This window comes from Haloarcula amylovorans, from assembly GCF_004681185.1.
Classification (GTDB): domain Archaea; phylum Halobacteriota; class Halobacteria; order Halobacteriales; family Haloarculaceae; genus Haloarcula; species Haloarcula amylovorans.
Window position 1 is genome coordinate 109,175 of sequence record NZ_SRIF01000001.1, and the last position, 14,962, is coordinate 124,136.

Below are 14,962 nucleotides of genomic sequence, written 5' to 3' on the forward strand. Positions count from 1 at the left end.
CCGAGAAACGCCAGCCAAGAGCGATGCAACCGGACCAGGTGGCGTACGAGGACGTTAAATTTCTCACGGGGTCTCCCCAGCGGTGTAGCGTACTCTCGACGCTGTGTGAGTCGCCGGCGCGGCCCTGCGAGCTCTGCGAGGCGGTCGACGCCTCGCGGACGACGATCCAGCGCATTCTCGCGGGGTTCCGCGAACGGCAGTGGGTCAGGAAGCACGACGGGAAATATCGAGCCACAGTGACCGGACGCCGCGTCTGCGAGCAGTACCGAGCCCTGCTGTCGGCGACTGAACAGGCACGAGAGTTCGGACCGCTAGCGACACATCTCGGCCCGCTCGCGGACGACTTACCTCCGGTGGCCTTAGCGGAGGGTGAACTGACCATCAGTTCCGAGGGGAACCCACTAGCGGCGGTCATGGAGTTCGCCGAGTGGTTTCGCAACGTCGAGGGCGATGTCCGCGCGATATCGCCCATCGTGGCTGAACCGTTCAACGAGGTGGGCGCGGAGTTGCTCGCTTCGGGGACGAAAATCGAGTTCGTCATCGACCAGACCGTCCTCGAACGTTCGGAGGCGGAATACCCCACGGAGCTTGAAGAGGGATTACAGAGCGATCAGATAGACATCTACATCCACGAGGAACCCCTGTCGTTCGGTGTCGTCGTCGACGAGGAACGGTGTTGTCTGGCGGCCTACGACGAGCACAACAACGTCAGAGCGATGCTGTCGTCCGAGAACGACGAGATGTACGACTGGGCGAGCGTGGTCTACGAGCGCCGGCGGGAACGAGCGCAACCGCTCGCTGCGCGTTACTCTTGAAAACGTCAGCCGGAGGAGTGCAACCCTTGGCTGACGGTGGGAGGGAAGGCCGAAGCGAGGTGGGCACGCCACGGACACTACTGACAGCGCCCACCGGATGTGGAGGGGGTCTCCCCAGGAGATATTCCGACAGTGAGCATCCTATACTTACCCTCCGGTAGGTGTTACAGCCCCTAAAACACCCTGCCGCAGGCCGGCGATTATCCGGCGTGGGGAACCCTCATACGAGCGGCCACCCAAGGGGGAACGTGCCCACTCAGCACCGACACGGATTCGAGACACAGCGGGAGACGGTCGCCGGTCACTCGCTGCCGGTCGAGGGGACGATTCCCGAGTGGCTCTCGGGGCGGTACGTCCAGAACGGTCCGGGGCAGTTCGAAATCGGCGAGACGGCCCTGCGCCACTGGTTCGACCCGCTCGCGATGCTCCGGGGCTTTCGAGTCGACGATGGCGAGGTCACCTACACCAACCGATTCGTTCGCAGTCGGGACTTCGAGTTCGCGCGCGAACACGACAAGGTCCGGACGCCGTTTCCCGGGACGCCAGCGCAGCGGCCGGTCTGGCGGCGGCTCTGGCAGGCGCTCACGGGCGAGTTTCCGGACAACCCGGTCATCGGCGTCGCCCGCATCGGCGACGAACTCGCCGCTGTCACCGAGTCGCCGGTGGCACTGACTGTCGACTCCGAGACCCTGGAGACGACCGGGCGTATCGACCTGACCGCGGGCGTCGACGCCGACCTAACGCTCGGGCATCCACACTACGACCCGCGGCGGGAGGCCCTCGTCAACCTCGGCGTGAGCTACGGACGGAAGACGACGTTTACGCTGTTTCGCCGCGGTGAGTCCGGCGTCGAGACGACGATTCGCCTGCCGTTCGAAGACGCCCCGTACGTCCATTCCTTTGCGCTGACCGACCGGTACGCCATCATCCCGGCGATGCCGTTCGGGCTCGACCGCTCCTCGCTGCTCGTCGGGGCGGTCACCGGCCGCACCTTCCTCGATGCCTTCGAGCGGTTCGACCGCGACGGCGAGTTCGTCGTCGTGGACCGCGAGACGGGATCGGTCGTCGCTCGACCACAGGTAGCCCCCTTCTTCGTCTACCACCACGCCAACGCGTTTCCTGACGGCGACGAACTCGTGGTTGATTTGGTCGCCTACTCCGACGAGCGAGCGGTGACGGACCTCACACTGTCGAACCTTCGGAGCGCCTCGCCGTCGGTCCCGCAAGGGGACTTGCGCCGGTATCGCCTGCCGCTCGACGGCGGCCGGGCGACCCACGAGACGCTCCGTGAGGGTCACATGGAATTTCCTGTCGTCGACTACCCGCGCCGGTTGGGCGAGCCGTACGACCACGTCTACGTCGCAGAGACGGACGCGGCGTCGAGCCTGCCGACTCGATTGGCGAAGGTTTCGGTCCCCGACGGCGGGGCGACGACGTGGGCTGAGGACGGGACTTTCCCGGGCGAACCGATGTTCGTCCGCACGCCCGGCGCGACGGCGGACGACGAGGGTATCGTCTTCTCGATAGTATTGGACGCCGAGGCCGACCGCTCGTTCCTGCTGGTGCTCGACGCGGCGAGCTTCGAAGAGTTGGCGCGTGCGCCGCTCCCTCATCGGCTTCCCTACGGCTTTCACGGCCAGTTCTACGCCGACGACGACCCGGTGCGGAGCATGGCCTGAGCCGTCGAGGGTCGCTCCGAACGTCCGAGCGAGGCCGATATTTATCCCGCGTTCGGCCGAACACCGGAGCATGGATTGGTCTCCTGCTCGCGGCCTCCGGATACGGATGGCTGTAGCGTTGTTCTTCCTCCTCGCCGCAGTCGTCGCGGCGACGCTGGCGACCGGTGCTGTCCTGACGCTGTTGCTCGGCGGTGCTGTGGCCATCGCGGCACCGAACGCGGAACTGCTCACGCTCGAACTCATATTGCTGATCGGCGCGGCGGCGACGCTCGTCGTCCTCCTCGCGGTCGTCTGGGGCGAGCGCGACACACCGAGACACGCCGTCAGGGCGGTCGGTGCCCGGCGAATCGACGACTACTCACACCCCGACCTGTTGACGGAGGTCCGCGCGGTCGCTCGGCAGGCCGACGTGCCGGTCCCCGCGGTGTACGTCGCTCCGACGGACACGCCGCTGTCGCTGGCGACCGGCTTTCGCCCCGTGAACGCGAACCTCGTCGTCAGCGAGGGGCTGCTCGATTTGCTCTCGGCCGCGGAGCGCGAGGCGGTCCTCGCTCACGAACTCGCTCACGTCGCCAACCGGGACGCCGCGGTGCTGACCACGGTGTCCCTGCCCATCGGCGCGGCCGAGCGAGTGCTGGACCTGCTGTCGGGACCGACCGCTGGCGTCGAACACGGCGAACCGAGCGAAGCCGACTACGCCGACGGCCTCCTGACGGTCGGTTTGGGACTGGTCGCGCCGGTGTGGCTCGCCGCGCAGTTGCTCGCGGCGTCGCTGTCCCGAACGCGGGAGTTCAGCGCCGACGCGGGCGCGGTGGCCATCACGGGTGAGCCATCGGCACTGGCGAGCGCGCTCGAACGCATCGACGCGGCCGTCGCCGAGCGGCCGAGCCGGGACTTCCGGACCAACTCGGTGGCCGCCTTCGCCATCGTCGAACCGTCGGCCGACGACGCCGGTGACGGCGTCCTCGCGCCGCTCCGTCGACTGATTAGTCGTGCGTTCGCCACCCACCCGCCGACGGAGGCGCGACTCGCGCGGCTCCGAGAACTGACACGCGAGGCGGGCGAGACGACGCCGAAAGACGACTGACTGGGGCAACGCTACTCGTCGTTCCCTGTGGACGGGAGAAATACATAGCTATCGAAGCTACTTCTGTCTACACCTACCTGCTATCTTGTCTACTTTGCCTAATTAGATATCATAAATAGGGAAGTATGGATATACTTCGTCACATATCTGCCAGATAGCGCCTATATTAGTATACTATGGACTTTTATATGAATATATCGAATATCTCTATACAAATTTCGGATATTTACACTCATACCTGGACGAGTGCGTGCGACGTGCCCTCACGTCGTCCGACGCGCTCGCCGAAGCGATATACATAACTGACGCCCCGTCGAATCGTGGCACTAGTCAGCAATGATGAGCCACGATGTCGCCGTCGTCGGCGGCGGCTGTGTCGGACTCTCTGTCGCGAAGCATCTCACCGAGCGGACGGACCTCGACGTGGCCGTTCTCGAGAAGGAACACCACCTCGCCCAACACCAGAGCGGCCGGAACTCCGGCGTCCTCCATCCCGGATTCAACTACCCCCCGGACTCGAAGAAGGCCTACTTCGCTACCGAAGGGACGCGGCGGATGAAGGAGTACTGCGCCGAGCATGGCGTCCCCTGTGAGGAACTGGGCGTTCTCGTCGTGGCGAAGACCGACCGCGAGGAGGCCCATCTAGATGACCTCGCAGCGCAGGCCGAGGCCAACGGCGTCGAGTACGAACTCCTGCGTTCCCAGGAGGCGATTCGCGAACACGAGCCCCACGCCGTCGGACAGGCGGCCCTCTACGCGCCCGAGGCCGCCTCGGTCGACTCACAGCAGTACGTGTACGCGCTCGCACGCGAGATTCAACGGCGTGAGAACGCCTCGCTGTACACCGGACACGCCGTCTCGCAGATAGAACACACGGCGGCGGGCTATCGCCTCACGACGAGCAATAGCGACGTCGAGGCGTCGTATCTGGTTAACGCTGCGGGGCTTCACGCCGATACGCTGGCCCACCAACTCGGCGTCGGTGAGGAGTATCAAGTCGTCCCGTTCCGCGGGGAGTACTACGAGATAACACCGGACCGGGCGGACCTCTGTCAGACCATGATCTACCCGACGCCGGACCCGGACCTCCCGTTCCTCGGCGTCCACTACACGCGCCGGACCGACGGGAAGGTCATCGTCGGGCCGAACGCGGTGCTAGCGTTCGGCCGCGAGGCGTACGATAACACGGACGTGAACCCCGCCGACCTCGCGGAGACGCTCACCTACGAGGGATTCCGGAAGCTCCTCTCCTCGAAGATGATGCTGTCGGTCGCGTGGGACGAACTGAACAAGTCCTACCGGAAACAGAAGTTCACAGAGGCGTCACAGCGGCTGGTCCCCGACGTCCGTGCCGAGGACTTAGAGAAGAGCTACGCCGGGATTCGCGCGCAACTCGTCAGCGACGACGGCGAACTGGTGAAAGACCCCCTCTTCGTCGAACGCGAGAACGCGGTCCACATTCTCAACGCGGTCTCACCGGGCCTGACGTCGTCGCTTCCCTTCGGCGAACACATCGCCGAGACGCTGGCCGCGAAGGTCTGAGTCCGTTGGACCCGCCTCGCGGAGAGCTACCTGACTTATGTGGCTGGCCGTTCACTCGCTCGCATGGAGTCGATAGCGAACCTCACCGTCGGAACGTGGGACGACCCGTTCACAACTGAGCAGGCCTACGAGGGCATCGAACGGCGCGTGCTCTGTTTCGACGACGAGACGATGCAGGTCCACTACACCGTCGAGGCGGACGCAGTCTTTCCTGAACACGAACACGAGGAGACGAAACAGACGGTGTACGTCATCGACGGCGCGATAGACCTGTTCGGCGACCACGAGCGGCGCTTAGAGGCGGGCGACTCGTTTATCGTCGGTCCGGGCGTCCGTCACGGGGTGCGCGGCGTGGCCGAGCGGACCGAACTGCTGGATACGTTCACGCCGCGCATCGAGGCGTACACGGAGTAGTCTGCCCGCTGATTCCGACCATTTATAATGCGGTATTCGAAAGACTAGCGTGATGCGAACCCTGACAGCGGAGCAACGCGACTACGCCGAGCGTGCGGAATCGGTCGCCGCGGAGTTCGCCGACGAAGCGTACACCTGGAACGGCGACGTCCCGTGGGAGAACCTCCAGCGACTCGCGGAGGCGGACCTGTACTGCCCGTCCATCTCCGAGGAGTACGGCGGACAGGGATTGTCCGACGTGACGGCCATGCTCCTGACCGAGGCGGTCGGTCGGGAGTGTCCCGACACCGGCTGGTTCACCTACATGCAGAGCATCGTCGCACCGCGGGCCATCGACCTCTTCGGCTCCGAGACGGTCAAAGAGGAGTTCCTCCCCGCCGTGACCGCGGGGGAGAGTTTCGTCTCCATCGCCATCTCAGAACCGGAGGCCGGCTCGGACGTCGGGTCGATGACGACGGAAGTGACCGAGGAAGACGGTCAGCTGGTCTGCAACGGCGAGAAGACGTGGGTCGGCGGTGTCCCCTTTGGCGACGCTGCGGTGACGTGGGTGCGGTTCCCTGAAGGACTTGGGTCGGTCGTCATCCCGTACGACGATCCTGGCGTCGAAATCGAGGAGGTGTACACGAACATGGCGGGCTACGCGCAGACGCACTTCACCATCGACGACGTGGTGATTCCGGAGACCCACGTCCTCACTCGCGGGAAGGAAGCGTTCAAAGAGCAGTTGGTGTCGCTCAACTGGGAGCGACTCGGGAGTTCGATTCTCACGGTCGCGTGGGCCGAAGCGGCGCTGGAACAAGCCTTGGAGTACGCGAGCGAACGCGAACAGTTCGGCCAGCACTTAGACGAGTTCCAGGGCATCGAGTGGAAACTCGCCGAGATGTACCGACAGGTCGAGACGGCCGCCTCGCTTGTCTACATGTCCGCGGCGGGCGCACAGGGTCACGAACGGGCCCCACCGCGACTACAGACTTCGACTGCCAAGCTCCACTGCTCGCAGATCGCCGAAGAGGTCGTCAGCGAAGCCGTCCAGATAGTCGGGGCTCGGGCTTACCAGCAGGGCCACCCGCTGGAGCATCTCTACCGATTCGCCCGGAGCAGGCGCATCGCCGCGGGCACCGACGAGATGCAGTTGAACACCATCGCCGGAGCGCTGAAAGACGACGGACTTCCCGCCGTCTCGGAGCGGTAGCCGACCCGCTCTCTCCTTTTTATCTTCTCTCCTCAGTCGTCGTAGGACCGGTCGAACTCCGGCGTTCGCCCCTCGTTGAACGCCGCGACCGCTTCCTTGTGTTCGTCGTCGACGACGCAGTCCCACTGGTACTCCGCCGCTTTCCGGCAGTACTCGTCGAAGCTCTGCTGGGGGTCGACGAGCCGGTTCGTGTGCTGGACGGCCGTCGCGGGTTTGTTTCGGATCTCCGCCGCGAGGTCGCCGGCCGCCGAGAGCGCGTCGTCGGCCTGTTCGACGGCGAGTCCGATATCGACGGCGTCCTCGGGAGCGATGTCTCGGCCGGTTAGCAGGTACTCGCGGGCCTTCGACTCGCCGACGAGGCGGGGCAGGAGCCACGCGCCGCCGTCGCCGGGGACTAGACCGACGTTGACGAACCCCTCGCGCATGACGCCCTCCTCACCGACGACGCGCAGATCACAGGCCAGCGCGAAGTCACAGCCGGCACCGATGGCCGGGCCGTTGACGGCGGCGATGGAGGGGGTCGCCATCGTCCGCATGTTCCAGACGAACTGCTGGATGAGCCAGAGGAACGCGCCGTACTCCTCGGGGGACTGTTCGTCCCAGTCGGGCATCTCCGTCGTGTCCGCGCCCGAGCAAAAGCCCTTCCCGGCACCGGTCAGCACGACCGCGTAGACATCCTCGTCGGCCTCGGCCGTCCGAGCCGCGTCGTTGAGTTCGAGCACCGTATTTCGCGTGAAGGCGTTGTAAACGTCCGGTCGTTCGATAGTGATGGTGGCGATACCGTCGGTGACGCCGTAGCTGACGTCCTCGTAGCGCTGCATGTCTCCGGTATCGGTCCGTTCCCACATATAGGTGGTCGTTGGGTCATGACCTCGGGCCGCTCCCTCGGCAAGGCGTACCCTACGATTTATTGTCTCAGATACCGATATCAGAGTAGCGACCGACAATCGGCGGCCAGTCCCGAGCGACAGCGAGAGCTACGGCGGACGTCGCCGGACACTGCGCCGCGTAACACCAGACAATGCCCCCTTTCACCGACGGTGGCGGCAGGACCGCTACCAGCGACAGTCGCATCGCTCGAATCCAGCACTCGGCTCGACGACGGCTTCGGGGTGTGCGCTCGTGACCCGCGCACCGCCGAACGACGGACCGGTCGAACGCCGGCTATACGGTGACCCGCCGCTCGTCGACGCGGCCGACGCGGCGGCGGACATCGCGGCCGACGCGACGATACTCACGAGCGGGTTCGGGAGCGTCGGCTACCCGAAAGCAGTCCCGCTCGCACTCGCCGAGGACGGCCGCGACCTCGCGCTCACCATCGTCCACAGCGGCAACGTGGGCGAGGAGATAGACGTCGACCTCGTCGAATCGGGTGCTATCGAGCGACGCTTCTCCTATCAGTTTTCCAGTACCGCGAGGGCGGCGACCAACCGCCGCGAGATTGCGTTCAGTGACCGCGACGCTTCCTCCATCGGCGACGAGGTGCAGTACGGTGGGTTAGTCGACCCCGACGTTGCGGTGGTCGAGGCCGTCGCGGTCGGCGAGGGGTGGTTTATCCCCTCGACCTCTATCGGGCAGGTCCCAGCGTTCGTCGACGCGGCAGATAGCCTCGTCGTCGAACTGAACCGCACGCAACCGCTCGAACTGCAGGCGCTCCACGACGTCTACCGACCCGGAAAGCCGCCCGAGAGAGAGCCGATACCGCTCACCGACCCGGGCGCGCGAATCGGAACGAACCACGTCAGTTTCGACCCCGAGAAACTGGTCGGGGTCGTCGAGACGGACATCGCCGACTCGACGTACACCTTCCGGGAGCCGACCGACGACGACCTCGCTATCGCGGCCAACCTCGGGTCGTTCCTCGCCCGGGAAATGGAGCGGTCGCCGGTGTTCGACGACGCGATTCACCTCCAGTTCGGCGTCGGGTCGCTCGGGAACGCGCTGATGGGCGAGCTGAAGGAACTGGACTTCGGCGACCGGGACGTCGTCTACTTCGGCGAACTCATCCAGGACGGCCTGTTCGATATGCTTGACGCCGGTCGCCTCGAATGTGCGAGCGCGACGTCGATGGCGCTCACCGACGAAGGACAGGAGCGTCTCTTCGACGACATCGAACGGTACGCCGAGGATATCGTCCTCCGACCGGCCGATATCGCCAACCACCCGGGGCTCATCGACCAGTTCGGCGTCGTCGGTGTCAACAGCGCCATCGAGTTCGACATCTACGGCAACGTCAACTCCACCCACGTCGGCGGGACGCGGATGATTAACGGCGTCGGCGGGTCGGCGGATTTCAACCGCAACTCGCTGGTCACCGTCTGCGCGCTCCCCTCCTCGTTGAAGGGCGGCGATATCTCCCGGGTCGTGCCGATGACGTTCCACGTCGACCACACCGAACACGACATCGATATCTTCGTCACCGAACAGGGCGTGGCCGATGTCCGCGGTCTCTCGCCCGTCGAGCGGGCGGAACTGATAATCGAGAACTGCGCTCACCCGTCGTTCGCCGACGACCTGCAGGCGTATCTAGATGACGTGCAAGAACAGGACAACCACATCCCACACGACGTCGAGCGTGCGGCGACTTGGCAGTAGTCTGTAGCCCATTTTTCGGCTTCCTTACGGGAAGGGGCGAGAATAGCGGGAGCGGCGAGTTCCCTCAGATAGGTGAGCCCGAGCCGCCCAGCAGGAAGAGATACACCCACCAGATGTAGCCGCCGGTGAGCGCGATGGCGGTCAGGACTTCGAGGGCGGCGACGTATTTATCGCCGTGGGTCTCACGGAACGACTGGACGCGCTCGACCTGCCGCCACGCCGGCATGAGTGGCTCGGGAATGACCTCTCCGAGACCGCCGGCCTTCTCCATCGATTCCTCTGCCATTGCTTCCGGGGTTTCTTCGTTCGAACTCATTGGCTTGCACCTCTGTTGAACGGTAGTTCCAGACCGCGAGTCATCACTTTCTCACCGAGGAAGACGCCGGCGAACACGAGGATGCCGGCGATCTTCACGAGCCGTCCCGGGTACGTCATGATGAGGACGCCCAGCACGGTCAGTGCGGCTCGGAGGAGAGAGCGCTTGCCGATGCTCATCCTGAACGGGTAGTTCAGCCCGTATATCATGGTAATCGCACCTAACATCACGAGCGTCCCGACGACGAGCGTGGTGAGGCCGACGTCCATGGCGATGAGGCCGGGGTTGTAGACGAACGCGATTGGGAGGATGAATAGCGGTGCGGCGATCTTGATGGCCGCCCCGCAGGTCTTCCAGAAGTTCGCCTCGGCGATGCCGGCCGCGACCACCGCCGCTGTAGCCACCGGGGGCGTGATACCCGCTAAGATGGCCGCGTAGAAGACGGTGTAGTGAGCCGTGATCTCGGCGACGCCGAAGTCCGAGACGAACGTCGGGACGATGAGGATGGCGACGATGACGTAGGCCGCGACGGTCGGCATCCCGACGCCCATCAGGATGGCGACGCCCATCCCCAGCAGGACGGCGAACAGCAGGACGCCGCCCGAGATGTTGATCATCAACAGCGCGATCTTCGCCGGGACGCCGGTCGTCCCGAAGATGTTGACGACGCCGCTGATAACCACGAGAATGATGGCGATGGGCGCGAGGATGACGGCCCCGCGGCGGAAGCCGAAGACGGTGTTCTTCAGTTCCGTGACGAACGTACTGCCGGGGCCCTTCTCGGAGCTACTCGCGAGGCTCTGGACGACGGGTATCGTGATACCGGTAATCACCATGGAGATGACCGTGTACAGCGCGGAGGTCATCACAGTGAACTGCGCGAACCCGAGCAGATAGATGAGTAAGCCGAACGGAATCCCGAACCGGATCGCCTCGAACAGCTTCTCCTGGTTCGACAGCGGGTCGTCGAAGAACTCCGAGAACTCCATCTCCTGACTGCTGGAGTCGCTGATCGCGGTGTAGTGGACCGCGATACCGATGGAGGCCACCAGAATCGCCGCCGGCATGAGGCCCGCGACGACGATGTTGAGGTACGGCACGCCGAGGTACGATGCCATCACGAACGCAGAAGCGCCCATGACCGGCGGGAGCACCTGTCCAGAGGTCGACGCGACGGCCTCGATGCCGGCCGCGCGGTGACCGGCCATCCCGCTCTCTTTCATCGTTGGAATGGTGAACGACCCAGTCATCGCGGCGTTGGCGGTGTATGAGCCGTTGATGGAGCCGATGACGGCCGAGGCCAACACGGCGGTCTGTGCGACGCCGGACTTGACGTACTTCGCCGCCACGATGGCGATACGGAGGATGAGGTCGAACGCGCCGTAGGCGAACAGCAGGCCCGCATACAGCAGGAACGGCGCGATCCACGAGGCCGTCAGCTGGGTCAGCGAGCCGTAGAACCCGTACAGGTCGGTCACTGTCGCCTGCAACAGGGTCAGTTCGCTCATCCCCGCGTGCCCGAGGACGCCCGGGATGGCGTCCCCGAAGAGGGCGTAGATCATCACGCCGATGACCAGTCCGAGGAACAGGTTCCCGAACTCCCGCCAGGTCAGGTACAGCAGGGAGATGATGATGAGTCGCGCCAGCATGTACTCATGTTCGAGCGCGAACCCCTGTCGGAGGAGGTACACCTGCTCGAAATTCGCCGCGAAGTACGCGGAGGCGGTGATGAGGACAATAGACGACGGTAGCAACACCGCACCGTCGACCCAGTCACCGTCCGCCATGGCCTGTCGGGTCTCGTTGAGGGCGTACACCGTCATGATTCCGCCGACGAACACCGTCGCGTATCGCACCGTCGACCACGTCTGGGTCGTGGACCACCAGATGACGATACCCCAGAAGAGGACTGCAGCTATCGTCACCGTGATCTCCAGCCCCTGGGCGAGCCCCGAGGAGTGGTCAGCGTGTTCAGTTTGTGTGCTCATTATTGGTTGAATCTATGTAGCGCCTGGCGTCCGTCACCGGAGGACACCGCGCTCGGCATCGCTTACTCACCGACCGTGAGGCTGTCGTCCCACGCGTCGTTGTCTTTGTAGTACTGGGCCGCACCGGGGTGGACCGGGATGCTCTCCCGGGCGGACCCGTACATCTCCTCGACGTTGGCGAAGTCGTTGAACTGCGCCTCGCCCTCGTTGACCACGTCGTTGTTCTCGTAGACGACACGGCAGAGTTCGTAGACGGCCTCGTTGTTGGCGTCGGGGTTGAACGTGTAGTTCACCTCGAGGTCCCAGTGGAACAGTTCGTCCGTGTCGAACTCCAGGTTGCCGAGCTGCCAGTCGCTGTACGGTGTCGTGCTGGCACCGGCCCCGCCGTAGGACTCGGCGGACTCGCGGAGCGCGTCGGTCGGTTCGACGTAGTGGACGTCGAGGCGGGACGCGATCTCGGTCACCCACCCGGTGTAGCGGACGCCGGGGGTCCCGTAGGCGATACAGGCGTCGATGTTGCCCTCCTCCATCGCACCGGGCGCGGAGTCGACGCCCATGTTCTGGATGTTCATCTGGTCGTAGACGTCGGCCGTCGGGTCCTGCGACCAGACGTCGAGCGTCGTCGCTCGCGTCGAGTAGCCCGGCTCGGCCGGGTAGACGTTCGCGCCCGCGAGGTCGGAGAACGTCTCGATGCCCGTGCCGTCGCGGGCGATGACGTAGATGCTGTACGGGAACGCGAAGAATCCGTAGTGCGGGATGCGCTCGACGGCCTGTTCGGAGAACCGACCGCGCTCTTGCTGTGCCTTGAGCAGGGAGTTGTTGTCGGTGATGCCCGCGTTGAACTGGCCCTGAGCCATCCGGTAGATGGTCCCGATGTATCCCGGGCTCTCGATGGTCGAGTAGTCCAGCGAGTCGCTCGACTGGCTGACCGCGCGCTCGACGGCTAGGCCCACGTCGCGGGTCCCGCCGGCGGAGGTCCCGACGCGCAGCGAGAGGTTGCCGCTACCGCCGTCGCCGCCGTCGCCACCCTCGCTGGTGCCAGTGCCGGTCGACCCGCCGTCGCCACCGTCGCCGCCCGATCCGCCGTCGCCGCCGTCGCCACCGTCGCCGCCACAGCCGGCCAGGCCGATGACGCCAGCAGTTGCCGCTCCGTACAGGAATTTGCGTCGCTGCATACTCTCGTCTGACATCGTCATTAGTGGACACTACCGGCATCCTTAACAATCTATCTATTTTGTCCATGAATGTCCGTTGGCAATATTCGACCAGTCCTCAGGCGGTACCGTCGCTGAAAACGTCCGAAATACCGTGAAAGCGTCGGAGAACGGTGCTACATGGATTAGCGTGCCAGCGCAACGTTCGAGTTCGCCAGCGAGACGGAACTACCGCGTCACGGGCGCGTCGACGGAGCCGATTCCTTCGACGGTCGCGCGCACGTCGTCGCCGGGTTCGATGGGAGCCGCGCCGGGCGTCCCCGTACTGAACAGGTCGCCGGGTTCGAGCGTCATCACGTCGGAGTGGAAGGCGACGATCTCCTCGGGCGGAAACAGCATGTTCCGAATCTGGTTCTCCGACCGTACCTCGCCGTTGACCGCCGTGCTGACGGTCACCTCCGTGAGGTCCAGCGGCTCCTCGGGGACCGCGATGGTCGGGCCGACGACGAGGAAGGAGTCGTAGCTCTTCGCGCGCGTGAGGAATCGCGGGTTGCGCTGGAGCACGTCCTCGGCGGTCATGTCGATGACCGGGAGGTAGCCGGCGACGACGTCGTCGGCCTCGGCTTCCGAGACGCCGCGACAGGTCTTCCCCATCACGACGGCCAGCTCCGCCTCGGCGGTCACGCGCTCACTCTGTGACTCCGGCGGCAGGCGAATCGGTCCGCCGGGGCCGGTCAGCACCGTCGAGGGTTTCATGAAGCTCGCCGGTTCCTCCGGGCGCTGTTCGTCTAAGTCGCCGGCGTGTTCGGCGTAGTTCAGCCCGATTCCCCAGAGCTTCCCGAACCGTTCGAGCGGCGGCCCGAACGTGAGGTCGGCAGCCGGCACTCGCTCGGCGGGTGCGTCTGCGACGTCCCCCAACGTTCCGGCGGCGGCCCGGGGTAGCGCCTCGCGGACGCTGTGGAGGTCCGACTCGACCGCTCCGAGCGGCACGAACCCCTCGTCGTCCCCGAGCAGCGGCCGCCCGCTCGCGGTGCGTGCGAGGTAGTTCATTCCTCTCGGTCCGTCCAGAAGTCGAACGAGCGGCCCGGTGCGAAGACGTCGAGCCCGACCGCCAGTTCGTCGCCCGTGTTCTCGACGCGATGGGACTCGTTCGATTCGAGCAGGACCGAGTCGTTCGGTTGGAGCGTGACCTCGTCGTCCTCGGTGGCGACGGTGAGTTCCCCCTCCAGACAGAGACAGACCTGCTCGTTCTCGTGGTCGTGCATCGGCGAACTGTGACCTGGCGGCTTCTCGAACCACTCGAAGGAGAACTGGTCGCTGCCGGCCATCGAGACGCGCCGCCACCCGTCCTCGGGTTCGTAGGTCTCGGCCTCGTCGAACGGGACGGGTTTCATAGGTTCGCCCCCGTCGAGCCGCCGTCGATAGGCAGGGCGGTGCCGTTGATGAACCCGGACTTCGGCGAGGAGAGGAACGCGACGGTGTTGCCCAGTTCCATCGGGTCGCCGATTCGCTCTAGGGGGTTGCCGGCCCAGCCCTCCAGTCCCTCCTCGTAGGAGTCGTACTCGCCGCGGTCGACGGCGGCGTTCACGAGGTCCTGAATCCGCGAGGTCTCGTGGGGGCCGGGGAGGACGGCGTTGGCTCGCACCTCGGGAGCCAGTTCCTTCGAGAGCGTCTTCTCCAGTCCGATGACGCTCATCCGGACGGAGTTCGACAGCACGAGACTGTCGAGGGCCTCTTTGACGCTCCGGGAGGTGATGTTCACGATAGTGCCGTGGTCGCTCTCTTGGAGGTGCGGTGCCGCCTCTCGCGCCAGTCGGACGACGCTCATCACGAGCAGTTGGTAGGCGTGTTCCCAGTCCTCGTCGTCGGTGTCCATGAACGCGCCCGACGGCGGGCCGCCCGCACTCGTGACGAGATGGTCGAGACCGCCGAACTCCTCGACGGTCGCCTCGACGAGTGCCACCGTCTCGTCCGGGTCGGTGAGGTCGCCGGACTGTGCGAGCACCTCGCCGGTCGCGACCTCCTCGATTTCGTCTTTGGCTTCGGCCAGTCGGTCCTCGTCGCGGCCGTTGATGACCACGTTCACGCCCTCGCGGGCGAGGGCCTTGGCCGACGCTTTGCCGAGTCCGCTGGACGATGCTGTCACGAGCGCTGTGTTCCCGTCTAGTTGCAGGTCCATG

General features: G+C 65.1%; 14 protein-coding genes. 7 read left to right on the forward strand and 7 right to left on the reverse strand.

Annotation, left to right across the window (positions count from 1 at the left end):
- Nucleotides 1–23 precede the first annotated feature (23 nt).
- The 6 genes from E4S61_RS00575 (at nucleotide 24) to E4S61_RS00600 (ending at nucleotide 6,729) form a co-directional block, all read left to right on the forward strand.
- A complete protein-coding gene (locus tag E4S61_RS00575) occupies nucleotides 24–815 on the forward strand; it encodes a helix-turn-helix transcriptional regulator (protein WP_135301963.1) in 792 nt (263 codons plus the stop codon).
- 248 nt (nucleotides 816–1,063) lie between these two features.
- Complete coding sequence (locus tag E4S61_RS00580) at nucleotides 1,064–2,494, forward strand: carotenoid oxygenase family protein (protein WP_135301964.1); 1,431 nt, start codon at nucleotides 1,064–1,066, stop codon at nucleotides 2,492–2,494.
- A gap of 70 nt (nucleotides 2,495–2,564) precedes the next feature.
- The gene (locus E4S61_RS00585; RefSeq protein ID WP_135301965.1) at nucleotides 2,565–3,581 is read left to right on the forward strand and encodes a M48 family metallopeptidase; all 1,017 of its coding nucleotides are present in this window, start codon (nucleotides 2,565–2,567) and stop codon (nucleotides 3,579–3,581) included.
- A gap of 336 nt (nucleotides 3,582–3,917) precedes the next feature.
- Nucleotides 3,918–5,123: an L-2-hydroxyglutarate oxidase gene (gene lhgO, locus E4S61_RS00590; RefSeq protein WP_135301966.1), complete on the forward strand. Its 1,206-nt coding sequence runs from the start codon at nucleotides 3,918–3,920 to the stop codon at nucleotides 5,121–5,123.
- Between the two features lie 63 nt (nucleotides 5,124–5,186).
- Nucleotides 5,187–5,537 carry a cupin domain-containing protein gene (locus E4S61_RS00595; RefSeq protein WP_135301967.1) on the forward strand — a complete coding sequence of 117 codons (351 nt, stop codon included), beginning with the start codon at nucleotides 5,187–5,189 and terminating at the stop codon, nucleotides 5,535–5,537.
- A 52-nt stretch (nucleotides 5,538–5,589) separates the two neighbouring features.
- On the forward strand, nucleotides 5,590–6,729 hold the full coding sequence (locus E4S61_RS00600; protein WP_135301968.1) for an acyl-CoA dehydrogenase family protein: 1,140 nt from the start codon (nucleotides 5,590–5,592) through the stop codon (nucleotides 6,727–6,729).
- Between the two features lie 32 nt (nucleotides 6,730–6,761).
- On the opposite strand, the gene E4S61_RS00605 is transcribed toward E4S61_RS00600, so the two are convergent.
- Nucleotides 6,762–7,550, reverse strand: coding sequence for an enoyl-CoA hydratase/isomerase family protein (locus tag E4S61_RS00605; RefSeq protein ID WP_135301969.1), 789 nt, complete (start codon nucleotides 7,548–7,550; stop codon nucleotides 6,762–6,764).
- 301 nt (nucleotides 7,551–7,851) lie between these two features.
- Here E4S61_RS00605 and E4S61_RS00610 point away from each other — a divergent pair, with 301 nt between their 5' ends.
- Nucleotides 7,852–9,324, forward strand: a complete 1,473-nt coding sequence (locus E4S61_RS00610) for an acetyl-CoA hydrolase/transferase C-terminal domain-containing protein (RefSeq protein ID WP_135301970.1) — start codon at nucleotides 7,852–7,854, stop codon at nucleotides 9,322–9,324.
- A gap of 64 nt (nucleotides 9,325–9,388) precedes the next feature.
- Here E4S61_RS00610 and E4S61_RS00615 read toward each other — a convergent pair whose 3' ends face one another.
- The 6 genes from E4S61_RS00615 to E4S61_RS00640 all read right to left on the reverse strand — a co-directional run bounded on the left by E4S61_RS00615 (nucleotide 9,389) and on the right by E4S61_RS00640 (nucleotide 14,961).
- Complete coding sequence (locus tag E4S61_RS00615) at nucleotides 9,389–9,640, reverse strand: hypothetical protein (RefSeq protein ID WP_135301971.1); 252 nt, start codon at nucleotides 9,638–9,640, stop codon at nucleotides 9,389–9,391.
- Entirely contained in the window at nucleotides 9,637–11,628 is a 1,992-nt protein-coding gene (locus E4S61_RS00620; protein ID WP_135301972.1) for a TRAP transporter permease, read from the reverse strand. The genes E4S61_RS00615 and E4S61_RS00620 overlap by 4 nt, the downstream gene beginning before the upstream one ends.
- A gap of 62 nt (nucleotides 11,629–11,690) precedes the next feature.
- Nucleotides 11,691–12,818: a TAXI family TRAP transporter solute-binding subunit gene (locus E4S61_RS00625; protein WP_135301973.1), complete on the reverse strand. Its 1,128-nt coding sequence runs from the start codon at nucleotides 12,816–12,818 to the stop codon at nucleotides 11,691–11,693.
- 192 nt (nucleotides 12,819–13,010) lie between these two features.
- Nucleotides 13,011–13,832 (reverse strand): fumarylacetoacetate hydrolase family protein, encoded by an 822-nt coding sequence (locus tag E4S61_RS00630; protein ID WP_135301974.1) that lies wholly within the window; start codon nucleotides 13,830–13,832, stop codon nucleotides 13,011–13,013.
- Nucleotides 13,829–14,176, reverse strand: coding sequence for a cupin domain-containing protein (locus E4S61_RS00635; RefSeq protein ID WP_135301975.1), 348 nt, complete (start codon nucleotides 14,174–14,176; stop codon nucleotides 13,829–13,831). The genes E4S61_RS00630 and E4S61_RS00635 overlap by 4 nt, the downstream gene beginning before the upstream one ends.
- Nucleotides 14,173–14,961: an SDR family oxidoreductase gene (locus E4S61_RS00640; RefSeq protein WP_135301976.1), complete on the reverse strand. Its 789-nt coding sequence runs from the start codon at nucleotides 14,959–14,961 to the stop codon at nucleotides 14,173–14,175. Before E4S61_RS00640 ends, E4S61_RS00635 begins: the two co-directional genes overlap by 4 nt.
- Between the last annotated feature and the right edge of the window lies 1 nt (nucleotide 14,962).